The sequence below is a fragment of the Streptomyces sp. YJ-C3 genome, from assembly GCF_053891275.1.
The window spans coordinates 555,161-577,739 of the sequence record NZ_CM132685.1; the positions used below are offsets into that span (position 1 = coordinate 555,161).

Here is a 22,579-nt window from a genome sequence, read left to right on the forward strand (position 1 = left end):
GTCTGCTCCGGTCTAGCCAGTGGTCGTATGCATCCCCGCCCCGGGGTCCAGAGCGGTTCTCGCCAACGATGTTGTCCTGATGGCGTGATCGACGCTACTCGCCAACTCGACTGCGTGAAGCGGGCATTCACCCAACCGGATGGCATATTCCATAGGGGTCTTCCATTCCCCCGAGGCGAAGGTGTACCGTGCGGCGCCTTTGCCTCGGAGGCAGGAAAATCGGGGGATCCTGAGCGGAATCTGACCTTCCGGAGTTCGTCGGTACGCGCACTCAGCGCGCGTACTCCTTGGCGATCTCCGAGATGAACTGTCGCGATTGCTCCACATTCAGCGCCTGCGCCCTGAGATGCTCGTACATGACGCTGTACTTCTGGACATCATTGGCTTTCTCCAAGTAGAGATCGCTGGTGACGCCCTCGATGTAGACCACGCTGGAATCCGCCGCGTCGGGGAACTCCAGGATCGCGTACTGCCCGTTGAGCCCCGGATGCGCCCCCATCTCGAAGGGAATCACCTGCACCGTCACATGCGGCAGCTGGGACTGCTCGACCAGGTGCTCCAGCTGCTCCCGCATGACGTTCCGGCCGCCGACGCCGCGGCGCAGCGCCGCCTCGTCGAGCACCGTCCACAGCCGCAGCGGGTTGTCCGGCGCCTGGATCCGCTCCTGGCGGCGCATCCGCACCTGGACCCGCTTCTCGATGTCCTGCGGGGTCGTCTCCGGCAGCGCGCCGTTGATGAGGGCCTCGGCGTAGCCGCGCGTCTGCAGCAGGCCGGGCACGACCTGCGGATCGTAGACGCGCAGGCTCGCCGCGTCGGTCTCCAGACCGATGTAGACGCTGTACGGGATGTCGCCGAAGGAGTGCCACCAGCCCTGCTGGCGCGAGTCCTTGGCCATCTGCATCAGCGAGTCCACGATCCGGTGGTCCTCGACCTCGTACACCCCGCACAGGTCACGGACGTCGCGCTGGCTGATGCTGCGCCGCCCGTTCTCCAGACGGCTGATCTTCGACTGCGACACCAGCAGGCGCTCGGCGACCTCCTCGGCGGTCATGCCCTTGAGCTCGCGGAGCCGACGCAGCTCCTGGCCCAACCGGCGTCGCCTGACGGTGGGATTGACGTTGGACGCCACGGGACGTGCACCTCCGGCTGCGTGCATTTTCATACGTTGCGTATCTGCTGCTCAGCAGATTGCCACTCAGGGGCTCCTACCGCTGGGAAACAGCGGATAAGCGCGGGACACCCAGCGCAAACGCGACCGCGCGGGGCGATGGCCGGGGTCGTCGTCCGGACGTCCGGTCCATCGCCCCGCGCGGTACAGCGGCTCCCGAACCGGGTCTTGGGGACTGCGGTGCGGCGCTGTTGCGGGTGTTCTACGGGTGCTGCCTGTGCTGCGCGTGGTGCGTGTGGTGCTGCTCCTCGTGCCGGTCGCCTAGTGGGCCACGGCACGAGCCATGGGACCGCGGCGCGGCTGCATCGGAACGCCCCTGGCGGGCTCCGGTGCGGGCCTTCCCGCCGGGGCGGCGGGCGAGCGGCGTGGCTGAGCGGCCACCCCGTTCTGGACGTCCATCACCGCGTGCGCGACGAGACCGCCCATCGGATCGTGCCTGATCAGGTCCCGTAGCCGGGAGCGCGAGGACCGTCCCTCGTTGCCCGGGTACAGGTGCTTGCCGAGACCGACCGCATGGGCCAGCGCGGCGAGCGCCGCGGTCCGTGGGTCCGGCGGGACGCCGGTCCGGATCGCTGAATCCAGCCGGGACCTGATCTCCCGGCTGATCGCCGTGTCCGTCGCCTGGTAGCGAGTCGTCGGCAGTACCCCGCACATCTGGCCGGCCACGGCATGCACCATGCCGCACCGCTCCAGGTGCGAGAGGTAGGTCTGGCGCAGCCCGAGACGCGGCCCGCCAATCCAGTGGACTGCCCGTACGGGAGCGCCGCGCCTTCGCAGCAACTCCAACGCGCAGTCCAGAGTCGGATCTCCGGTCGGCCGTGGTGCCACCACGGCGATACGATCCCCGTCTGGGGCTATCCGTCCGGCCAGCGCCAGCTCTACTAGCTGTGCTCCGGCCAGACCTAGGTCGAGCGACTGCGGCTGCGCTGTGGTACCCGTGGCCGGGTCCAGAGCGAGCAGCAGAAGCTCCTCCGGAATTGTTCTGCGGCTCCTGCCCATCCATGCCTCCCCGCGTGGATGAATGACAGGGTGACCCCTCTCACATTGGTCTGTCGAGAGTGCGTGGGGGCTTTGGACGGGAACCGGTAGGTATGTCGTTCTCGTCTACCACGTGGGTTAAGCCCCCACACAGGACACTGGTACATGGTTCGGACAGGGCCGGAGACAGGGACAGACAGGATCTGCCTGTCCGGCACATAGCGGTTAGCGGTCGAGGAGGCATCGGTGGCGGGGACCCCCGACAGGTCGGAAGAGCAGAAGGCGTCGGGTGTTCCGGCACCGGCGGAGGAGCGGGATCCGCGCCTTGCGGTGGCGCGGGAGACTCCGTCGTCGTCCGGTGTGGACCGGGCTACGGCGGTGTTCTCCGTCCGTGACGTCGCCGAGGCGGGCTCCGGTTCCGCGGCGGCGGACGAGCCCGGTGACGCCCGGCTCAGAGCCGCGGTGGCGGCCTGGGTGTCGGGCGGTCCCGGGGACGCGGACGCGGATGCGGGGCCGGGGCGTGACGGTGCGGATGCGAAGGGTGCGGACGTGGAGGTCGGCGGTGCTGCCGGTGCCGGCGGTTCGGGTGCGGGTGTGAAGTCCGGGGGCGCGGCTGGTGCTGACGCCGGGCCGGGCGAGGACGCCGGTGCCGCCGCTGCCGATGCCGAGGACGCCACGGCCGACGCGGCGAAGTCGGCTGGCGACGCCGAGTCGGGTACGGACGCGGAGGCTGCCGCCGAGCCGCGTACGGATGCCGCGTCGGCCGGGGAGGCCGGTTCTGAGTCGGACGCGGCGCCCACCGACGCCGAGCCGCGCTCGGACGCCGACGCCACCCCTGAGCCCGGCGCGGACGCGGAGGCTGCCACAGAGTCGCGTACGGATGCCGCGTCGGCCGGTGAGGCCGGTTCGGGTGCCAAGGCCGTCGCCGGGTCGGAGGACCCCTCCGACGCCGAGGCCGGTGCGAAGCCGGAGGCGGCCCCTGCCGACGCCGAGCCGGAATCGGACGCCGAGGCCGGTGCGGAGTCGCGTACGGATGCCGTGTCCGACGCTGAGGCCGGTTCGGGCGCCAAGACCGGTGCCGAGTCGCAGGCTGCCCCTTCCGACGCCGAGCCGAACGCGGACGCTGAGCCTGGTGCCGGCGAGAAGGCCGCTGCCGAGCCGCGTACGGGCGCCACGTCCGACGCCGAGTCGAAGGCAGCCCCCTCCGACGCCGAGGCGAACGAGGACGCCGAGCCGGGCGCAGGCGCGAAGGCCGACGCCAAGCCGGACACGGACGCCAAGGCCGACCCCAAGCCCGTCGCGGACGCCAAGCCCGGCCCCGGCGCCACGTCCGACGCCAAGCCCGACCCGGACAAGACCCCCGGCGCCACGTCCGACGCCAAGAAGCCCGGCGCTTCCGGTGCGGGGCCCGTCGATCAGCCCACCGCCGTCTTCAAGGCCGTCGCGCCTCCGGTGGACCAGCCGACGACCATGCTCAAGTCGCCGGCCGGGAAGCCGGAGGGCGAGGCCGAGCGGACCAGCAAGTTCGTGCCGCTGAAGCCGCTCGACGACACCGCGGCGCCCGCGACCGACAAGCCCACCGCGGAGCAGCCCGCGCCGGAGCGGACCACGCAGCAGCCGCTGCCGCCGAAGCCGCCGCTGGATCTGCTGGCCGAGCTGACCAACACCCCGCCGCCGCCGGAGACCCGCGTCCGCACCACCGTGCGCCGGGTCAAGGTCTGGACGCCGCTGGTGCTGCTCCTGGTGATCGTCTTTGCGGTCGTACAGGCCGTGCGCCCGCTGCCGACCCCCACGCTCGAGCTCACCGCGCAGGAGACCGTCTCCTTCGAGGGCGGCAAGCCGAACGTGCCGTGGCCCAGCCAGGGCCAGGCGGCCATGGACGTCAACGGCATCGGCACGTTCGGTACGTACGGCGACCAGAAGCCCGTACCGATCGCCAGCATCGCCAAGGTCATGACGGTCTACCTGATCCTGCGCGACCACCCGCTGAAGACCGGCGAGAAGGGTCCGAAGATCCCGGTCGACGCCGCGGCGCAGAAGCACTACGAGACCGGCAAGGCCGAGAACGAGTCGGTGGTGAAGGTCTCCGAGGGGCAGCAGATCTCCGAGTACGAGGCGCTGCAGGCCGTCATGTTGCCGTCCGCGAACAACGTCGCCAAGCTGCTGGCCCGTTGGGACACCGGCAAGAGCTCCGAGGACGAGTTCGTCGCGAAGATGAACAAGACCGCCAAGGAGCTGGGGATGAGCAACACCCACTACACGGACCCCAGCGGCCTCGACAAGACGACCGTCTCCACCGCCCAGGACCTGGTGAAGCTCGGCCGCGCCGCGATGGAGAACCCGGTCTTCAAGGAGATCTCCCGCCAGCCCAGCTACGTGGACCTCAACGGCGACAAGCAGAACAACTTCTTCGGGCTCGTCCCGACCGTCGCCATCGGCATCAAGACCGGCACCACCACCGCGGCGGGCGGCAACATCCTCTTCGCCGCGGAGAAGACGGTCGACGGCAAGAAGCAGACGATCATCGGCGCGGCCCTCGGCCAGTACGGCAAGCCCGGTGTCGCCAACATCGACGAGGTCACCGGCGTCGTCAGCAAGCTGATCGAGTCGGGGCAGAGCGCGCTCACCGCCAAGACCATCGTGAAGAAGGGCGACGTCGTCGGCCGGGTCGACGACGGACTGGGCGGCACCACCCCGGTCGTCGCCACGAAGGACGTCTCGGCCGTCGGCTGGTCCGGCCTGACCGTCAAGCTGCAGCTGGACGAGCAGAAGGGCAAGACGCCACCGCACGCGGCGAAGGCCGGCACCGTGGTCGGCGTGCTGAGCGTCGGCGACGGCAAGAACGACGCCGTCGAGGTCCCCGTGGCACTCCAGAAGGACCTCACCGAGCCCGGCTTCGGCCAGAAGATCAAGCGCGTCGGATGACGGCCGCGCGGGGGGCCGGTCCGCACCGGCCTCCCGCGGCGCCCGGGCCGGGCGCCCGTGCTAGCGTCGCGAGACCGGGGCAGGACCGGGACGTTCCCTCGGTCGCTTACGAGGTACGTACGGGGAGTGTCAGCAGTGACCACAGCGGAGCCGACGCGCGCCGACGACGCGGAGCCGGGTGCCGGACGCGTGCGAATACGGTTCCCTGCCCGGCCGCCCCGCGGCGAGGAGCCGGCCCCCGCCGACACCGGCGGGCGGTCCCGCTGGGCGACCCGCGCCCACCGGCATCCCGTCGTCGTCGCCACCGGTGCCGCCGCACTGCTGCACCTCATCTGGTTCTTCACGTTCGCGAACAGTGGCGGCGACCTCGCGGCGCAGGACGCCTGGGCCGAGTTCGTCGGCCGGCACCCCGACTCCGCGTACAACCTCGCCTGGTACGGCGGCATGCACCCGGTGTCGTACAGCGTGGTGTCGCCGTATCTGATGTCCGTGCTGGGTGTCCGCACGACGATGATGGTCGCGGGCACGCTGTCCGCCGCCCTGCTGACCCTGCTCCTGATCCGCACCCGGGTCGTGGCCAAGCCCCTGTGGCCCGCGCTCGCCGGGGTGTTCGCGCTGCTGTGCAACGCCGCGTCGGGGCGCGTCACCTTCGGGCTCGGCATGATGTTCGGGCTCGCGGCGACCGCGGCCGTGTTCTGCTGGCCGTACCGCTGGCGCTACAAGCGGTGGGCGAAGGCGGCCGTCGCCGCGCCGCTGGCCGGCATCGCGACGGCCTGCTCACCGGTCGCGGGCCTGTTCGTGGGGCTCGTCGCCGTCGCGCTCTTCCTGCAGAAGCGCCGCCCCGGCGCGTACGCGCTCGGCATCGCGCCCGCCGTGGTGGTGGGTCTGTCGGCGTGGCTGTTCCCGTTCTCCGGTACGCAGCCGATGTCCGTGTGGTCGGCGCTGCTGCCGGTCGTGTTCGGCGCCCTGCTGTGCGTCCTGGTCCCCAAGGAGTGGAAGACGGTCCGGATCACCTCCGCCGTCTACACCCTGTCCGTGCTGCTCGTCTGGCTGATCAGCTCGCAGATCGGGTCCAACATCACCCGGCTGCCCATGCTGTTCGCGGGCGTCGCGCTGCTCGCCGCGCTGCCGTTCACCGTGCCGCGTTCGCGCAAGTGGTACGTCGTCGTGGTCGCCTTCGTCGGCCTGAACGCCTGGATCGGTTTCAAGTCGGTCGACGACGTGGTGCGGACGACCCCGGCCGCCTCCTGGGCCCGCGAACTCGCCCCGCTCGTCAATGAACTCCAGGAGGTCGACGCCGTGCGCGGCCGCCTGGAGGTCGTGCCGGCGCGCTCGCACCGCGAGGCCTCCGCGCTCGCCCCGTACGTGAACCTGGCCCGCGGCTGGACCCGGCAGGCCGACATGGAGCTCAACCCCCTCTTCTACGACGACACGCTCAACTCGGCGAACTATCACGAGTGGCTCAAGCGCTGGGCCGTGCACTACGTCGTGCTCCCCAAGGGCGATCCCGACGGGACCGGCGGCGAGCGCGAGCGGGAACTCCTGCGGCGCGGGCTGCCCTACCTCAAGCAGGTCTGGGGCGACGCCAACTGGCAGTTGTTCGCCGTCACCGACCCGACGCCGATGGCCGGGCCGAACGCGACGGTGGTGGCCGCCGAGCAGGCCCAGCTGACGGTCGAGGTCACCAGACCCGGACGCGTCGTGATCCGTATCCCGTACTCGCCGTGGCTGTCCGTCGTCGACTCCGACGGCAAGAGCCTGCAGGCACCGCAGGAGACCGAGGCGTCGAAGGCGGCGCGGCAGAGCGACGACACGCTGCCCAAGCGGTACGAGAACGTGCACGGGTGTCTGCTGGAGACGGCCGAGGACGAGTCCGGGGACAAGTGGACCGAGCTGGTCGCCCCGCGGGCCGGCACGTACCACCTGGCCGCGCCCTACAAGTGGTCGCGCGGAACGCCCTGCCCGGAGGAGCTGAAGTAGGCCGCCCCGCTCCTCAGCGGCAGATGTCCGTGGGCGCGCGGATGCCCTCCGGGGTGGCCGTTCCCGCGATCCGCGTGCGCACCGTGTCCAGCTGGGCCAGCAGCTTGCGCAGCGTCGCGTCGTCCGGCGAGCGGAAGTACTCCAGGACCGCGCGGTAGAACGCGTCGCGCAGTACCGGCGGCATCACGTCCGACGCGTCGAAGCACAGCGTGTTCCCGTCGTCGACGAGATACGACGCGATCTCCTGCGCCGCCGTGGTGTCGTCCGGCCGCGGATCGGAGCCGTCGGGGAAGAATGGGCGCAGCTGCGGGCGGGCCGCCCGCGACCACTGTTCCCGGCCGTCCTCGTCGGTCAGCCGCTTCACCAGCTCCTGCGCGCCGGGGCTGTCGGTGAGCACGGCGGCCATGTCGCCCGACACCTCGAACGTGTTCCGGTACGCGGCCGACCCCTTCAGGAACCGTCGCGCGGGCTCCACCCGGATGTCGTCGCGCGGCGCGTACACGAACCGCACGAACGACCCCTGGTGCTCGTGCGTGCAGCCGGGCAGGGAACCGCCGAGCAGACCGCGCGGGTCCCCGCCCGGCCGCTCGGGGTCGGGGGTGCCCCAGAACGACATGGTCAGGGAGCGTTCCACCGCGCTCCGGGAGCTCGGGCCGCCCTTCTTGAGCAGCTGCGCCCAGGTGGTGAACGCCCGCTTCACCTCGGGGGAGGTGGCCCAGTCGAGCCGCCCGGTCGCCCACTGCGTGTACGTCGCCGGGCCCGCCTGGTGCAGCAGGATGTCCTCGACCCAGTCGGTGCCGGGCCACCCGGACGTGGCCTGCGCCGCCATGCCCACGCACCACTCGGGATCGCTGCCGGAGGTGCCGGACCTGCTCCACACCAGGCTCTTCAGGTCGACCTTGAGCGGCACCCAGTACGTGCGCCGCCTGCCGTCGATCATGAGGGTGGGCGACCAGGGCGGATAGGCGCGTTCGGCGGTGGACGGGTCGAGGGGCTTGAGCTTGTTCCGGACGGCGTACTCGGTGAGTTCGCCGATGCTGTTGAGGATGGCGACGTCGGGCGGCGCGTCGGCGGCGAGCTGTGCGACGAGCGTCTCGCGCAGCGAGCGGGTGCCCTTGTAGACGTACGTGTACCCGGAGCCGCGGGACAGGTCGTGCAGGACGCTCTCGAACGCGGCGCCCTCCGGGCCGGTCCACGGCCCGAGCACGACGACCGGCGTGCCGTCCCCGGACGAGCAGCCACCGCTGAGCGCGGCGAGCACCGACAGGCAGGCCGCGAGAAGGAGGCGCAGGGCTCGTCTCATGTCCCGCCCCCACCGGTGCCGCCGCGGCCCACCACCAGGTACTCCCGCCGGTACGCGTGCAGCGCCCCGCCCATGACCCCGCCGACCACCAGGCCCGCGGGCGCCACCCAGCCGGCGGCCGCCCCGATGTCCCCGAACCGGCCCTGCCGCACGGTCCGTTCCATCCGGGCCGCCGCCGGGCGGATCGCCGTCGGGCCCGGCACGGCCGACGGATCGTCGTCCATGGCGGCCTCCACCCCCGGTGACGCCTGCTCGGCCAGCACCCTCGCGTACGGCACCGCGTCCTGCTGCGCCCGCCACGCCCGCACCCCGTCGGCCACCAGCCACGGCACGACGAGCAGCGGCAGCGCGGCGGCGAGCAGCGGTACGCTCGCCCGGATCCGCATCCGGCGGCGCAGCAGCAGGAGCGTGCGCCACAGGCCCACCGACAGCAGGGTGAAGGACACCAGCGAGACGGCGCCGGCGGCCAGCACGCCGGGCCCGAGCGCGGCGCGGTCGGCCAGGCGGCGCCGCAGGTCGCGTTCGAGGGCGGCGATCCGGTCGACGACGGTCGTGGCGTCGACGCCCCGCACGGCCCCGCACGGCGGGTAGGGCGCGTGCCGGTCGGCGGCCGGTTCGGTCGCGGCGTCCGAGCACAGCATGCTCTGCGCGTACGCGAGTCCGGCCTTGCGCAGCGACCCGTTGCCGACGTTCGTCCTGGCCCAGGCGATCCACTCCTCGTAGCCGTCGATGAGGCCGGAGACGACGTCCAGCTCCTGGCGCTGGGCCTCGCCGAACGCGCCGCCGCGGGACAGCCGGGCGATGTCCTGGGCGGCGGCGCCGGTGCGGGCGGCGTAGCGGGGGCCGAGGCCGGACAGTTCGACGGCGTGCCCCGCGTCGAGGCCGACCTCGGCCTCCCGCTGGGCGATCTGCAGCGAGATCCGCGCGTCGGCCAGGTCGCCGAGGGCCGGGGCGAGCTGGGTGCGGATGTACGTGGAGTCGTCGCGGACGTCCACGTAGGCCCGGCCGAGCGTGCCGAAGGCGACGACCGCGAGCAGCGGCAGCGCGATCAGCCGGTCGCGCAGGTAGGTGCGGTTGCGGGCGCGGCCGGCGGGCGGCCACAGCAGGCGGTGCGCCACGGACACCCAGCGGGGCGCGGGCCGGCGGGACAGCACCCTCATCCGTCCCGCCTCAGCAGCGGCCGGAGCAGGGCGGGCAGGGGGCGCCGCTCGCGGTGGTGGCGCAGGGCCATCGGGCGGACCAAGTAGGCGCGGTCCAGGAGCTGTTCGGCGATCTCGTCGGCGTGCGGCAGGTCCGCCGAGCGGGCGGCCTGCCGGGCGAGGAAGAGATAGAAGCCGGACAGGTCCCGGCCCAGCGCCCGCTCCTGGGCGGGGAACGCGAGCCGGGCCGCGGCGTCCCGCGCCTCGCCGTCGCGGGCGGCCGTCTCGCGGGCCAGCCGCGCGAGGCCGTCCGCGTCGACGGCGCCGTCCGCGACGAGCCGCTGCGCCGCCTCCCACACCTCGGCCTTCATCCGGACCCGGGCCGGTTCGTCGGTGAGGCCGTGCTCGGTGAAGAGCCGGGCGAGCCGGACCAGGGCGGCACCCAGGGTGTCGGTGCCGGTGGCGTACCCGACGGCGATCCGGACCGTCGCGGTGCGCGCGGCGGTGCGGTGCCGGGAGTGCTGCGGCACCGCGTCGAGCGCCTCGATCGCGGCCGCGCAGGCGCGCGGCCCGCCGAGCGCGAGCCGGGTCCGCGCGGCGCCGAACGCGGCGCTGCCCAGCGACGGATTGCGCAGCCGCACCGCCTCGTAGAGCGTGAGCGCCTCGTGGTGCCGGCCGAGCCGCTCGGCGCAGTGGCCGAGGGCGAGCTTCGGCGCGTACTCACCGGGGATCGCCCCGTAGACCTGGTCGAAGTGGTCGCGGGCCGAGGCGACGTCGTCGCGGGCGAGCGAGACGAGGCCGTGGTGCCAGTCGACGCGCCAGTCGTGCCGGGACCGCTCCCGGCCGATGGCGTCTGCGGCGGCCCGCAGCTCCTGCTCGGCGAGCGTCAGGCCGGCGTCGTCCGGATCGGCGCGCAGTGCGACCCGGAGCCTCAACCGGCAGCGCAGCAGGTGCACTTCGGGAGACTCGCGCCAGTCGGCGGTGTTCTGCAGCAGCGCCGCCGGGTCCGCGTCGGCGAGCCGGCTGAGCTCGGCGTGGTGGTCGTCGTGCGGGTCGGGCCGGGGCACCGGCAGCCGGGCCGCGGCGTCGGCGGCGGCCGGCGGTTCGTGCAGCGGGCCCGGCGGGTCCTCGCCGGGCGGGACGGCCCAGCGGGGCAGGGCGGGCGCGGTGCCCAGGCCGCCGTCGAGGGCGTACGGCGACTGCAGGAACAGCGGCGACGGCTCGAAGGTCTCGTCCCGGGTGCGCAGCGAGCGCAACTCCCGCCACACCCCGCGCAGTTGGGCCTCCATCTCGTGGGCGTCGGCGAACCGGTCGGCGGGTGTGGAGCGGGTGGCGCGGCGCAGCACCCGGGCCAGCGACAGCAGGCCGAGGCCGGCGGGCGCGGTCGTGGTGGTCAGCCGGGCGGCGCGGGCGGCGAGCGTGTCGCCCTCGCGCAGCCGGTCGAGCGCGCCGAGCGGCCCGAGATCGCGGGCGTGCTCGCCGAGCCCGCACAGGGTGCGCAGCGTCTCGCCGAGCCCGAACAGGTCGTCCTGCGGCCGGCTCGCGCCGGCCACCTCGTTCGGCCTGAGCCGCACGTTCGGGGCGCGGAACCCGTACGTCGTCAGGCCCGGCGCGCCCGCGGGCCGGATCGAGCCGACGTCCACGACCTTGATGGCGGCACCGTCGTGCATCACGTTCTGCGGCTTCAGGTCCCCGTAGACCAGGGCCCCGGAGCCGGGCCGGGAGTGCAGATGGTCCAGGGCCGACAGGATGCGCACCCCGTACGCCAGCACGAACTCGTGGAAGCGGGCCCCGCCGAACCGCCCCGGGTCGAACCGCGCGAGCGCCCGCACCTCGTCCAGGTTCAGCCCGTCGACGTAGGGCAGGACGAGGAAGTCGCCCACCGTGTCGTGGCTGCCGTAGTTGAAGACCGGGATGATGCCCTCGTGGTTGAGGTCGGCGAACGCCTGCCGCTCCTCCTCCAACGCGCTCTCGGCGAAGGCGACATGGCCGGGCCGCAGGGTCTTGACGGCGACCTCCCGCTCGTCGACCTTCTCGTCACGGGCGAGATACACGTCGCCCATCCCGCCGAGCCCGAGCCGCCGCACCACCCGGTACTGCCCGGCGAGCAGTTCCCCCGCGGCCAGCCCGGCGCGGGTCTCCTCCGGGTCGGGGCCCACCGGGTCGCGGGGCCGGATCTCCGGCAGCGCCGTGACGTCGGGACCTTCCGCGGGCAGCCCGACATCGGCGTCACGCGGCGCGTCGGGCTGCGGCATGACGATCAGTGGCCCCGAGGAGTCCCCCTCCATGCCGACCCAGGATAGGTGCGGGGGACCGGTATCGGCCCCACTGTGACGTGTGCGGATTCATCCACAACATGGGTACAGCAGGCGGGAGTTGGTAAAGAACGCGCCAAGGGGTGAGGGTGATGGCCGAACCGCCGCGCGGGAGCCGGGGAGGCATTCGGGCGAGCCCGGTGACCACCCCGCTCGTGGACCGGCCGGCGGCGAGCCGGGCCGGTGCCTGGATCTGCGCGGCGCCGTCGCGCTGCTGCGGCTGACGGTGTCCCTGCCCGGCTGACGCGTCAGGGCCTGCCCGGCGGACGGGCCCTGAGCGTCTCGGCGCGGTTCACCACTCCGCGAACGAGCCGTCCGTGTGCCGCCAGACCGGGTTGTGCCAGCGGTGGCCGGTCGCCGCGGCCTTGATCACGGCCTGCTCGTCGACCTCGATGCCGAGGCCGGGCGCGGTGAGGCGGGCCATGTGCCCGTCCGTGGTGTCGAAGTCGAAGACGGACGTGTCGACGAGGTAGTCGCCCAGGTCGGAGCCGACGTTGTAGTGGATGCCGAGGCTGGTCTCCTGGATGAACGCGTTCGGGCTCGCGAAGTCCACCTGGAGGCAGGCGGCGAGCGCGATCGGCCCGAGCGGGCAGTGCGGGGCGAGCCCCACCCCGTGCACCTCGGCCTGCGCCGCGATCCGGCGCACCTCGGAGATGCCGCCCGCGTGCGAGAGGTCGGGCTGGGCGAGCGCGATGCCGGACCGCAGCACCTGGTCGAAGTCCCAGCGGGAGTACAGGCGCTCGCCGGTGGCCACCGGGATGCTCGTCGACGCCGTGAACTCGCCGTACTGGGAGGTCAGTTCGGGAAGCAGCGGCTCCTCGATGAACATCGGGCGCAGCGGCTCCAGGGCGCGGGCGAGCTGCTTGGCGAGAGCCGGTGACGTACGGCCGTGGAAGTCGATCGCGACGTCGCCGTCCGGGCCCATGACCTCCCGGACGGAGGCGACGCGCTCGACGACCGCGTCGATCTCGCGCGCCGTCTCCAGGTGCTTGAGGCGCCCGCCGACGTTCATCTTCACGGCCCGGTAGCCCTGTTCGAGCCGTTCCCGCGCGTGCTCGGCGGCCTCGCTCGGGTCGTCGCCGCCGATCCACGAGTACATCCGCATCCGGTCCCGCACGGCGCCGCCCAGCAGGTCGTGCACCGGGACGCCGTGGAACTTGCCCTTGATGTCCCACAGGGCCTGGTCGATGCCGGACACGGCGGACGACAGGACCGGGCCGCCGCGGTAGAAGCCGCCCTTCGTCATGACCTGCCAGTGGTCCTCGATCCGCAGGGGGTCCTTGCCGACGAGATGGTCCGAGAGCTCGTCGACGGCGGCGGCGACGGTGTGGGCGCGCCCCTCGACGACGGGCTCGCCCCAGCCGGTTATCCCCTCGTCGGTCTCGACCTTGAGGAAGAGCCAGCGGGGGGCGACGAGGTAGGTGGTGAGGGCGGTGATCTTCATAGCGGCTCCTAAGGTGAGCCCCTCCGGCGAGTGAGGAGCGGGGTCCGGGACAGAGCCCCGGGTCAGTGCGTCAACAGCGCGGCGAGCAAGGAGAGTTGCGCCGGATCCTCCAGCGCCGACCCGACGGCGACGACCCGGGCCCCCGCCGACAGGTACGCGGCGGCGTTCCCCGCATCGATCCCCCCGGTGGCAACGAACGGCACCTCCGGGAACGGCCCCCGCATGGCCCGGAACCAGTCCACCCCGAGCACGCTCGCCGGGAACGCCTTGAGCCAGGTCAGCCCGAGCGCCCGCGCCGCCTGGACGTCGGTGGCCGTGGCCACCCCGGGCAGATGCGGCAGCCCGGCCGCGAGGCTGGCCCGTGCCACACCGGGATCGAACCCCGGGGCCACCGTGAACGCGGCCCCCGCCGACACCGCCCGCTCCAGCCGCTCGGCCGAGGTCACGGTGCCCGCGCCGACCGGCTTGCCGCGCTCGGCCCCGGCGGCCACGACGGCGGCCAGGACCCGCCCGGCCGCCTCGTCCTGCACCGGGACCTCGACGCAGTCGATGCCCAGGTCCCATGCGCGTACGGCCAGTTCGACGGTCCTGTCGGCCGGCATCCCGCGCAGGATCGCCATCACGGGCGCCCCGGCGAACAGCTCGTCGAAGCCGGGGGTCCCGGCGGTTTCGGGGTTCACGGACGCCATCCCAGCTCCTTGGAGATCGTCTCGGCGGTGGCCACCAGGTCGGGCAGCACATCGGACGCGAGGGCGGCGAGGTCCGCCTTCGCCTTGAGGGCGGTCACGGACACGGCGGCGACGACCTCGCCGCCGCTGTCCCGGACGGGGACCGCGAGGCAGTTCACGTAGTCCTCGTACTCGCCGTCGTCGACGGCCCAGCCGCGCGCCCGCGTCTCGTCGAGGGCCTTGCGGTAGGCGGCCGCGCCGGTGATCGTCGTGCCGGTGTGCGGCGCGAAGTCGCAGTCGGCGAGGAGTCCGTCCGCGCGCTCGCGCGGCAGGTGCGCGAGGATCGCCTTGGCGACCCCGGCGGTGTGCAGCGTCACCGGGCGGCCGATCTGCGAGTAGAGCCGCACCCCGTCGACAGGGTCGACCTTGTCGACGTACACGATCCGGTCGCCCTCCAGCGCGGCGAGATGCACGGTGTGCCCGCACCGCTCGCCCAGGCCGCGCAGGTGCTGGCCCGCGACGTCCTTCAGCCCGAACTGCTCCAGGGCGAGCTGGGCGAGCCCGGCCAGCCGGTGCCCCACCGCGTACCGCCCGTCGGGCAGCCGGCGCGCGAGTCCGCCCTCGGTGAGCGACTCCAGGATGCGCAGCGCCGTCGAGCGGTGCACGCCCAGATGCTCGCCGACCTCGGTCTGGGTGCGGGGTCTGCGGGCGACGAACTCCAGGATGTCGATGGCCCGCCGTACGGTCTGTGACACGGCGTCAGTTCCCCTCTGTGGCCGCCGCTGTGGCGGGTACGTAGTCCTCGATGCTGCGCAGGGTGCGCCCGGCGAGCCGGTGCCCGAGGGCGAGCCGCTCGCGCGCCGGCGCCCCGTGCAGCAGGGCGCTGAGGTATCCGGCGGCGAAGGCGTCCCCGGCGCCGACGGCCTCGACGACGTCCACGGCGGGCGCCGCCACGAACTCCGGTGCCCCCGAGTCGAACTGGGTGGCGCCGACCGGCCCGTCCTTGACGACCAGCGTGCCGCACGGCGCGAGGTGGTCGCGGATGTCCTCGGCGGTCGGGGCGCCCCACAGGGCCTCGCCCTCGTCGCGGCCCACGAGGACGACATCGGCGCGACGGGCCAGACCGAGGAGCTCCTCGGCGGCCTCCTTCGCCGAACTCCACAGTGCGGGGCGGTAGTTCACGTCGAACGACACCAGGGTGCCGGTGGCGGCGGCCCGCTCCATCAGGGTCCGCACGAGCGCGGCGCACCCCTCGGACAGGGCCGGGGTGATCCCGGTCAGGTGCAGCAGCCGGGCGCCGGACAGGTCGACGCGGCCGGCGTCGGCGGGCGACATCCGGGAAGCCGCGGAACCGCCGCGGTAGTAGTGCACGCGGGTGCCGTCGGGGCCCGGGTCCTTGAAGTAGACGCCGGTCGGCGCGTCGGGATCGGCCCGGACACCGCTCACGTCGACGCCCCGCGAGGCGACGGCCGTCACGATCCGCCGCCCGAACGGGTCGTCCCCGACCCGGCTGACCCAGGCGGCCCGGTGGCCGAGGTCCGCGAGGTACTGGGCGACGGTCGACTCGGCGCCCGCGACGGCGAGCCGCAGCTCACGGCTGTGTTCGAGTCCTGCCCCGTCGGCGGGCGTGACCTGCGCCATCGTCTCGCCGAGGCAGACAGCCGTACCGGTCATCACCGCTCCTCACCGCTCCTTCATAGACATCCCATTGACATCCCGCTGGGGCCGTGAAGAACATTAGCAGCTCTTGCGCAACAGGCGTGCATATGTTGCAACAACAGGGGTTCCAGGTCGTCCCAGCCAGCGTGAAAGGGAGTGAGATGAGCCCGAAGGCGAGCGCATCCGCCCACAAGGAGTCCGCCGAGGAGTTCTCCGAGGAGTTCTCCGAGGAGGCCCGCAAGGATTCCCGCGAGGAGTCCGCCCCGCCGAAGGAGATGAGCGCCCGGACGCGGCAGCGCCGCACCGCCGCGGCGAGCGTCGTCGGCTCGATCCTCGAGTGGTACGACTTCTTCCTCTTCGGCGCCTGTGCCGCGCTGGTCTTCAACAAGGTCTTCTTCCCGGACGTCTCCCCGTTCGCGGCGACGCTCGCCTCGTTCGCGACGTTCGGCCTGGGCTTCGCGGTGCGCCCCATCGGCGGCCTCGTCCTCGCCCACCTCGGCGACCGGATCGGCCGCCGCCCCGTCCTGATCCTCACCGTGCTCCTGATGGGCGTCGGCACCCTGGCCATCGGCGTCCTGCCCACGTACCACCAGATCGGCATCTGGGCGCCGGTCCTGCTCGTGCTGTGCCGGATGATGCAGGGCTTCGGCGTCGGCGCCGAACTCGGCGGCGCGTACGTCATGTCGACGGAGGCCGCACAGGACGAGAAGCGCGGGTTCTACGGATCGCTGCCCGGCGCCGGCGAGTTCATCGGCGTCGTCATCGCCTCCGGCGCGGTCGCCGCCGTCTCCACGCTGCCCGAGGACGACTTCCTCGGCTGGGGCTGGCGCATCCCGTTCCTGGCCAGCGCCGTCGTCGTGATCATCGCCCTGCTGATCCGCAACGCGGCACCCGAGACCGAGCAGTTCGAGGCCACCCGCGACAGCGGCAGGCGCGAGAAGCTCCCGGTCCTCGCCGCGGTCAAGGAGCGCCCCAAGGCGATCGCACTGCTCATCGGCTCAGGCTGCGCCACGGCCATCGCCTCGTACGCGATCCAGGGCTATCTGCCCAGCTACCTCACCCACCAGCTCGGCCTGTCGTCCGGCACCTCGGTCCTCGGCATCACCATCGCCTCGGCCGTCTCGATCCTCACGATCCCGCTGGCCGGAGCGCTCTCCGACCGGATCGGCCGCAAGCCCGTGATGATCGGCGGCGCGGTGGCCATCACGCTCTTCGCGTACCCGTTCTTCTGGCTGGTCGACACCCGCGAACCGTGGCTGATCTACCTGGCGATCACGGTCGCGTTCGCGCTGATGCTGAACTCGATCTTCGCGGTCGCCGGCACGTTCTACGCCGAGTCGCTGCCCACCGAGGTCCGCTACAGCGGCCTCGTCTTCGTCCGCGAGATCAACGGCGTCATCTTCGCGGGCACTTCACCGTTCGTGGCGACGCTCCTGGTCGACGCGGGCGGCGACCGGCCCTGGTACCTGGCCGCGTACATGGCGGCGGCGGGCCTGGCCAGTGCCCTGTGCACCTGGCGCCTCCCGGAGACGGCGCCCGCCCGCACCAAGGGCTGACCCGGCCCCGTAATCCCGGATGCGGGGACCGGGCGGGCCCGGCGATGATGCGGACATGCCGATCGAGACGAAGCACACCATCGCGCCGGGCACCCTGGCCTCCGCCCGACAGCCGACACTGCGCTCACCGGACGGCGAACTGGTCCTGCGCCGACCCGAGTTCGGCGACGCGCAGACCGTCCACGACGCCTTCCAGGACCCGGTCCTGCGCCGCTGGCACGCCCGCAGCATGGAGTCCCTCGACGAGGCGCGCGCCTGGGTGGAGACGGCGCACGAGACCTGGCGGCGGGAGACGGCGGCCCAGTGGCTCGTGACCCGGGCCGCCGACGGCGCCCCGCTCGGACGGATGGCGCTGCGCGCGATGGACCTCATGGAGGGCCTCGCCGAGATCGGCTACTGGGTGCTGCCGGAGGCCCGCGGCCGGGGCGCGGCCCCCCGGGCCCTGGCCACCCTGACGGACTGGGCCTTCGGTACGGGCTTCCACCGCCTGGAGCTGGAGCACTCGACCCGCAACGAGCCGTCGTGCCGGGTGGCCCACAAGGCCGGCTATCCACTGGAGGGCACCCGCCTCAGCTCGGCGCTGCACACGGACGGCTGGCACGACATGCACGTCCACGTCCGCATCCAGGGCCTGTCCTCCTAGGAGAGGACGAGAGCGGCGACGACCGGGGCCACGTACACCAGCGGGAACGGGACGTGCGAGAACCAGCGCGCCCGCACCACGGTGACGACGGCCCCGGTGAAGTACAGGACGAGCCCGATCGCCGCGGCGATCCCGACGGCCGGCACGGCGAGACCGACGAGCAGGCCGGCCGCCCCCGCGGCCTTCGCGGCGCCCAGCCACGGCATCCACGAGGCCGGCACCCCGTAGTCGGCCATCGGCTGCACCACCCAGGCGGCCCGGGCGAGGACGGAGACGGCGGAGAAACCGGCCATGACGGCGGCGACAACGGTGACGATCACGTGGGCGACAGACATCGAACACTCCTCAGCAGGCTTTTTCTCAGGCGGAGTCGATCCGCCGTCTCCCTGACCCGCCGGGCCGCGCGAACGTGACACCGCAGGGGCAACTGATCGTGCCCGAAGCACTCTTGACAGCGTGCGTACTATTTCGCGACCTTTGAGCCCCATGGGGGAATAGGGGGGCATCCTCAGGTGAAGATCACGACCTACAGACCCGAGGAGCTGAGCGCGGCGCTCCGCGGGGCCTGGCACGAGACGATGGACCAGTCACCGGATTACCAGAATCCGTTCCTGGCGCCGGAGTTCGCGGCCGGGGTCGGCAGACACCGGGGCCGGGCGCAGGTGGCAGTGCTGCGCGAGGGCGGCGAGCCGGTCGGCTTCTTCCCCTACGAGAAGGGCCCGCTGGGTGTCGGCCGCGCCATCGGTCTCGGCCTGTCGGACTGCCAGGCGCTGGTGCACCGGCCCGGCGTCGCCTGGGACGCACAGGAGCTCCTGCGCGCCTGCGGGCTGGCGGTCTTCGAGTTCGACCACCTCGTCGAGGAGCAGAAGCCCTTCAGCCGCTACGTCACGGGCTCGTTCGCCTCACCGGTCCTCGACCTGAAGGACGGCGGCCACGACTCGTACCCGGAGTGGCTGCGAGCGACGTATCCCGGCCAGGCCAAGACGACGTTGAAGAAGGAACGCCGCCTGAGCCGCAACGTGGGGGAGATGCGCTTCGTGTACGACGAGCGCGACCCGAAGGTGCTGCGCCAGCTCATGCGGTGGAAATCCGCCCAGTACCGCAGGACGGGCCGCATGGACCGCTTCGCCCGCCCCTGGATCGTCGGCCTCGTCGACCACCTCTTCGACGTCCGTGAGGACCACTTCACGGGCGTCCTCTCGGTGGTCTACGCGGGCGACCGCCCGGTGGCCGCCCACTTCGGCCCGACGTCCCGCTCGGTCCTCGCGGCCTGGTTCACCGCCTACGACCCCGAGTTCAGCTACTACTCGCCCGGCCTGATGATGCATCTGCGCATGGTCGAGGCGGCCGGCCGCCACGGCATCCGCCTCATGGACTGGGGCCGCGGCGAGAAGGAGTACAAGGACTGGCTCAAGACCCGCGAACTGCGCGTCTGCGAGGGCTTCGCGACCCGCGCGCACCCGGTGGCGGCGGCACACCGCCTGTGGCGGCGGCCGGTCCGCGGCCTGCGCAACACGGTGCTGGCGCATCCGGCGCTGCGCGAGCGGGCGGACCGGCTGCTGAAGACGGTGGGGTCGATGCGCGAGGGCGGCCCGCCCGGGTCCGGTCCTGGTTCCGGGCCTCGTTCCGGTCCTGGTTCCGGGCCCGGGTAGTACTCGGCCGGATCTGAGTACGTGTGCGCTGGCCGGCGCCGGGGCGAGCCGGGAGGCTCGACCCATGGAACAAGGACCGCGCAACCCCGTCCGCCGGCTGACGTCCGACCTGGTGCCGGGCCTGGCGCTGGCCGGCCTGGCCCTGGCGGCATGGGCCGCCTGGCTGGGCTGGGACCAGCACCGTGACGTGCACCCCGACGGCACGACGACCGGCCCGTACGCGGCATGGCAGGTGATCGGCCTGGCACTGACGCTGCTGGTGCCGGTGTGCTGGGCGGCGTCCCGGCGCCACGTCACCGGCACGGTGCTGGGCACCTCGGCCGGCCTCACCGTCGCCGCCTTCGTCGACTGGTCGGACGACTCCAGCGGCCTCTACGCGGTCGGCGCGGGCATGGTCATGGTGGGGAGCCTCGCCGCGACCGCCGTCGTCTGCGCCCTGATCACCTCGGTGAGACGAGCGGCCTGACAGCGGGCCGGCCCACGGCCGGGCCACGCCCGCCGCCCGGAAGCGGGAGCCCTCCGGGCGGCCGGGGCGGCCGGGCCGTCCACCCGCAACCGTAGGAGGCGGGTGCGGCGCGTGACAGCCCCGACCGAGCTGTTGGGACAGCCCAGCCGGGCGGTCCCGGAGCCGGTCCGTCACACCGCGCGCTCACGGCTCCGGGAACTGTGTGGACTCCGGGGACTCCGTGGACTCCCCGGGCGGCATCCGCAACAGCCCGGACCGGGCGGCGAGGACGACCGTCTCCAGCTGACTGTGCGCGTCCAGTTTCGCCATGATCCGCTTCACATGGCCACGCGCGGTGTGCGGGCTCACCACGAGCCGTTCCGCCATGGCCCGCGGACCGAGTCCCCGGCCCGTCAACCGCAGCACCTCCCTCTCCCGCGCGGTGAGCCCCGACCGGTCTTCTGCTTGCGGCTGCGACGGGCGCCGCCGCCACCGGCCTCCGGCACCGGCCCGCCCTGAACTCCCCAGCGCCTACGGCCTCGCGGTCGAAACCGACGATCCCGTACCGGCAGACGCCCGGCCTGAGCTCGGGTGGCGTGACCACCTACGGGAACCGGGGCGAACCGATTGGGTACAGGTACTCACGACACAGCCGCGCTTCCGCCGGAACCTTGGGGCACACCACGTCTCCAGGGGGAAACCGATGAACGCTCGCACTGTGTCCCGTCTGACGTTCGGCAACGCGGCTTCGGCGGCTTACCTGGGCCTTGTCGGCGCGTCGGTCGTCTTCGAGGTGGCCGCGGCGCTGCTCGCGGACCCCGGAATCGTCGGAGTATGGCCCTTCCTCCTCACCGCCCCCACCTCCTTGCTGGCGGCAGGAACCGTCGGGGCGGTCGGAGGCATGCACGCGTCCGTCTGGTACCTGGCCGGCGGGGTCGTCATCAGCGCCCTGCTCCAGTCGTTCGCGCTCGGACTGCTCCTGGAGACGCTGCGCGGGCGTCGCGGAGGGGCGGCGGCTCGTCTGCGCCGGGGCTGAATCGCTCCGCTGCCTTTCCGCGGTCAGACGTCTGCGCTATCGCGCTCCATAACGTCGGGAACACCTCAAAAAACTGAAGTGTGCCCGTCACTTCTAGGCGTCGACGCGCTACTGCGCTGAGTGGCCCCGCAAGGCAGAGCGGGTTCTCTCCTTTGCGTACAGGCTTCAGCAGCGCGCAGAGGGCTTCTGCGCTGAAGAATGTGGCGTCGGACAGGTCGACCACGATCTGTTTCCCTGACCGTCGGCCCAGATCAAGACTCGCCCTCAAGCCTTGAAGGCCCCACTCGTCTTTCACGTTGTCGCCCAGGCAGATGACGAACTGACGGTTCAACTCCGCGACGAGAACTGCCTGTTCGGGAAGGGGAGAACTGGATTGCATGCTGTACTACCTCGGCGCCGACAGATGTGTGACTGACCCCGAAACACCCGAGTCCCCCGCGCTTGTCGAGGCCGCGGAGGCGTACGGGCAGGGCTCCACGCGTATCTCCGTAGAGCGCAGCAGCGGGAGCCGGGGTCCGGGGTTCCCGCTGTTGAGCCGGGCGGGCTGCGCTGCCCACCCCATCTCGTTCACGTCATGTCCGGCACGCCTTCGGTGACGCTGAAGGGAGGCTATGGCCCTGCGGCAGAGGGCAACGCTCCGGATTGCGCGGCACTATCCAGAAAACGCGAGACATATGTAAGCCGGCTAGGACACCGGCAGTTTCGATGCTGCGCGGTCGGAAGGTGGAACGCCGTGGGTCAGAAGGTGCGCAGGGTCTGGGAGGGCGTTTCCCCGAACCGGACCCGGTAGCGCTGTGCGAACCGGCCCAGGTGCGCGAATCCCCACTGGTAGGCGACATCGGTGACGGTCGCGGTGCCCGGCGGTGAGGTCCGCAGCTGCATCCGTACGCGCTGCAACCGCACCTCGGTGACGTATGCCATCGGGGACATGCCGACGTGCTTGTGGAACGCCTCCTGCAGGGTTCGCAGGCTGACCTGGGCGACGGCCGCGAGCCGGCCCGCGTCGTACGGCTCCGCCGGGCGTTCCCGCACGACGTCCATCACCCGCTTGACCGCGGCAGGGCGCATCGGCGGCGGCGCGGCCTCCAGCTGGGCACGGTAGGAATGATCGGTCGCCAGCAGCAGCCCCTGGAGCAGGGTCTGCTCCAACCGGCCCGCGATGAGGGGCTGGCGCAGCAGGCCGTGCGGGATGTCCCAGTCCAGCAGGGTCCACCGGGTCAGGTTCGCCCAGCTGCGGCCGGGGCCCCGGGTGATGTCCATATACGGCTTGAAGCGTGGCTGCCGCCCCAGTGGCCTGCCCAACAGGGTTTCCAGCTGGCGGTGCATAGCCGGCTTGTCGACCTTCACGGCGAGGACACGGCAGTCGGGTGACCAGTCGTAGACGCTGATGTCCCGGGCGGGGTCGTAGATGATGGCCGTGCGTGTGGTGGTGTGCACGGGCGGGGCGGAGCCCTCCTGGACGCCGAAGCCGCCTTCGAGCGGAACGCAGACGTGGTAGAAGCCCGGCTCGCAGTAGCCCGTCGTGATCTCGGTACCGAAGCTGACGTCGCCGACGGTCAGCGCGCCGAGGTCGGCCATGTCGATCCGGGTGACGAAGTCCTGCGCGTCCGCTTTCTTCACATCGAGCCGAAGGTCGTAGTACACCTCCGAGAGCACGTGACTTGCTTC

The 22,579-nt window shown here is 72.4% G+C and carries 20 protein-coding genes; 7 read left to right on the forward strand and 13 right to left on the reverse strand.

Annotated elements, in window-relative coordinates:
- Positions 1 to 271: 271 nt before the first annotated feature.
- Complete coding sequence (locus ACVHNB_RS02475) at positions 272 to 1,129, reverse strand: helix-turn-helix domain-containing protein (protein ID WP_428953099.1); 858 nt, start codon at positions 1,127 to 1,129, stop codon at positions 272 to 274.
- A 300-nt stretch (positions 1,130 to 1,429) separates the two neighbouring features.
- The gene (locus tag ACVHNB_RS02480; RefSeq protein WP_428953098.1) at positions 1,430 to 2,167 is read right to left on the reverse strand and encodes a GOLPH3/VPS74 family protein; all 738 of its coding nucleotides are present in this window, start codon (positions 2,165 to 2,167) and stop codon (positions 1,430 to 1,432) included.
- A gap of 225 nt (positions 2,168 to 2,392) precedes the next feature.
- Here ACVHNB_RS02480 and ACVHNB_RS02485 point away from each other — a divergent pair, with 225 nt between their 5' ends.
- Both ACVHNB_RS02485 and ACVHNB_RS02490 read left to right on the forward strand, forming a co-directional pair.
- Positions 2,393 to 5,071: a D-alanyl-D-alanine carboxypeptidase gene (locus tag ACVHNB_RS02485; protein ID WP_456227316.1), complete on the forward strand. Its 2,679-nt coding sequence runs from the start codon at positions 2,393 to 2,395 to the stop codon at positions 5,069 to 5,071.
- 135 nt (positions 5,072 to 5,206) lie between these two features.
- On the forward strand, positions 5,207 to 7,051 hold the full coding sequence (locus tag ACVHNB_RS02490; RefSeq protein ID WP_456227317.1) for an MFS transporter: 1,845 nt from the start codon (positions 5,207 to 5,209) through the stop codon (positions 7,049 to 7,051).
- Between the two features lie 13 nt (positions 7,052 to 7,064).
- On the opposite strand, the gene ACVHNB_RS02495 is transcribed toward ACVHNB_RS02490, so the two are convergent.
- The 7 genes from ACVHNB_RS02495 to ACVHNB_RS02525 form a co-directional block, all read right to left on the reverse strand.
- Positions 7,065 to 8,354, reverse strand: coding sequence for an extracellular solute-binding protein (locus ACVHNB_RS02495; RefSeq protein WP_456227318.1), 1,290 nt, complete (start codon positions 8,352 to 8,354; stop codon positions 7,065 to 7,067).
- On the reverse strand, positions 8,351 to 9,514 hold the full coding sequence (locus tag ACVHNB_RS02500) for a hypothetical protein (RefSeq protein WP_428953094.1): 1,164 nt from the start codon (positions 9,512 to 9,514) through the stop codon (positions 8,351 to 8,353). The genes ACVHNB_RS02495 and ACVHNB_RS02500 overlap by 4 nt, the downstream gene beginning before the upstream one ends.
- Positions 9,511 to 11,781, reverse strand: coding sequence for a tetratricopeptide repeat protein (locus tag ACVHNB_RS02505; RefSeq protein WP_456227319.1), 2,271 nt, complete (start codon positions 11,779 to 11,781; stop codon positions 9,511 to 9,513). The genes ACVHNB_RS02500 and ACVHNB_RS02505 overlap by 4 nt, the downstream gene beginning before the upstream one ends.
- Before the next feature lie 319 nt (positions 11,782 to 12,100).
- Entirely contained in the window at positions 12,101 to 13,252 is a 1,152-nt protein-coding gene (gene dgoD, locus ACVHNB_RS02510) for a galactonate dehydratase (RefSeq protein ID WP_428953092.1), read from the reverse strand.
- Positions 13,253 to 13,314: 62 nt separating this feature from the next.
- Positions 13,315 to 13,941 (reverse strand): bifunctional 4-hydroxy-2-oxoglutarate aldolase/2-dehydro-3-deoxy-phosphogluconate aldolase, encoded by a 627-nt coding sequence (locus ACVHNB_RS02515; protein WP_428953091.1) that lies wholly within the window; start codon positions 13,939 to 13,941, stop codon positions 13,315 to 13,317.
- Positions 13,929 to 14,675 (reverse strand): IclR family transcriptional regulator, encoded by a 747-nt coding sequence (locus ACVHNB_RS02520; RefSeq protein WP_456227320.1) that lies wholly within the window; start codon positions 14,673 to 14,675, stop codon positions 13,929 to 13,931. Before ACVHNB_RS02520 ends, ACVHNB_RS02515 begins: the two co-directional genes overlap by 13 nt.
- A gap of 4 nt (positions 14,676 to 14,679) precedes the next feature.
- Positions 14,680 to 15,594, reverse strand: a complete 915-nt coding sequence (locus tag ACVHNB_RS02525) for a sugar kinase (protein ID WP_428953089.1) — start codon at positions 15,592 to 15,594, stop codon at positions 14,680 to 14,682.
- A gap of 146 nt (positions 15,595 to 15,740) precedes the next feature.
- Between ACVHNB_RS02525 and ACVHNB_RS02530 the strand changes: the two genes are divergently transcribed.
- Positions 15,741 to 17,135 carry an MFS transporter gene (locus tag ACVHNB_RS02530; RefSeq protein WP_428953088.1) on the forward strand — a complete coding sequence of 465 codons (1,395 nt, stop codon included), beginning with the start codon at positions 15,741 to 15,743 and terminating at the stop codon, positions 17,133 to 17,135.
- Between the two features lie 55 nt (positions 17,136 to 17,190).
- Complete coding sequence (locus ACVHNB_RS02535) at positions 17,191 to 17,778, forward strand: GNAT family N-acetyltransferase (protein WP_456227321.1); 588 nt, start codon at positions 17,191 to 17,193, stop codon at positions 17,776 to 17,778.
- Here ACVHNB_RS02535 and ACVHNB_RS02540 read toward each other — a convergent pair.
- Positions 17,775 to 18,113, reverse strand: a complete 339-nt coding sequence (locus ACVHNB_RS02540) for a DoxX family protein (protein ID WP_456227322.1) — start codon at positions 18,111 to 18,113, stop codon at positions 17,775 to 17,777. The genes ACVHNB_RS02535 and ACVHNB_RS02540 overlap by 4 nt on opposite strands.
- A 177-nt stretch (positions 18,114 to 18,290) precedes the next feature.
- Here ACVHNB_RS02540 and ACVHNB_RS02545 point away from each other — a divergent pair, with 177 nt between their 5' ends.
- Complete coding sequence (locus tag ACVHNB_RS02545) at positions 18,291 to 19,430, forward strand: GNAT family N-acetyltransferase (protein WP_428953085.1); 1,140 nt, start codon at positions 18,291 to 18,293, stop codon at positions 19,428 to 19,430.
- 64 nt (positions 19,431 to 19,494) lie between these two features.
- Positions 19,495 to 19,896 (forward strand): hypothetical protein, encoded by a 402-nt coding sequence (locus ACVHNB_RS02550; protein ID WP_428953084.1) that lies wholly within the window; start codon positions 19,495 to 19,497, stop codon positions 19,894 to 19,896.
- 183 nt (positions 19,897 to 20,079) lie between these two features.
- Here the strand turns inward: ACVHNB_RS02550 and ACVHNB_RS02555 are convergent, their stop codons facing one another.
- Positions 20,080 to 20,301 (reverse strand): response regulator transcription factor, encoded by a 222-nt coding sequence (locus ACVHNB_RS02555; RefSeq protein ID WP_456227323.1) that lies wholly within the window; start codon positions 20,299 to 20,301, stop codon positions 20,080 to 20,082.
- A gap of 277 nt (positions 20,302 to 20,578) precedes the next feature.
- On the opposite strand from ACVHNB_RS02555, the gene ACVHNB_RS02560 reads away from it, so the two are divergent.
- Positions 20,579 to 20,911 (forward strand): SCO4225 family membrane protein, encoded by a 333-nt coding sequence (locus ACVHNB_RS02560; protein WP_428953083.1) that lies wholly within the window; start codon positions 20,579 to 20,581, stop codon positions 20,909 to 20,911.
- Here the strand turns inward: ACVHNB_RS02560 and ACVHNB_RS02565 are convergent.
- Complete coding sequence (locus tag ACVHNB_RS02565) at positions 20,817 to 21,290, reverse strand: STAS domain-containing protein (protein ID WP_428953082.1); 474 nt, start codon at positions 21,288 to 21,290, stop codon at positions 20,817 to 20,819. The two genes, ACVHNB_RS02560 and ACVHNB_RS02565, sit on opposite strands and share 95 nt — an antisense overlap.
- 359 nt (positions 21,291 to 21,649) lie before the next feature.
- The gene (locus ACVHNB_RS02570; RefSeq protein ID WP_456227324.1) at positions 21,650 to 22,567 is read right to left on the reverse strand and encodes an AraC family transcriptional regulator; all 918 of its coding nucleotides are present in this window, start codon (positions 22,565 to 22,567) and stop codon (positions 21,650 to 21,652) included.
- Between the last annotated feature and the right edge of the window lie 12 nt (positions 22,568 to 22,579).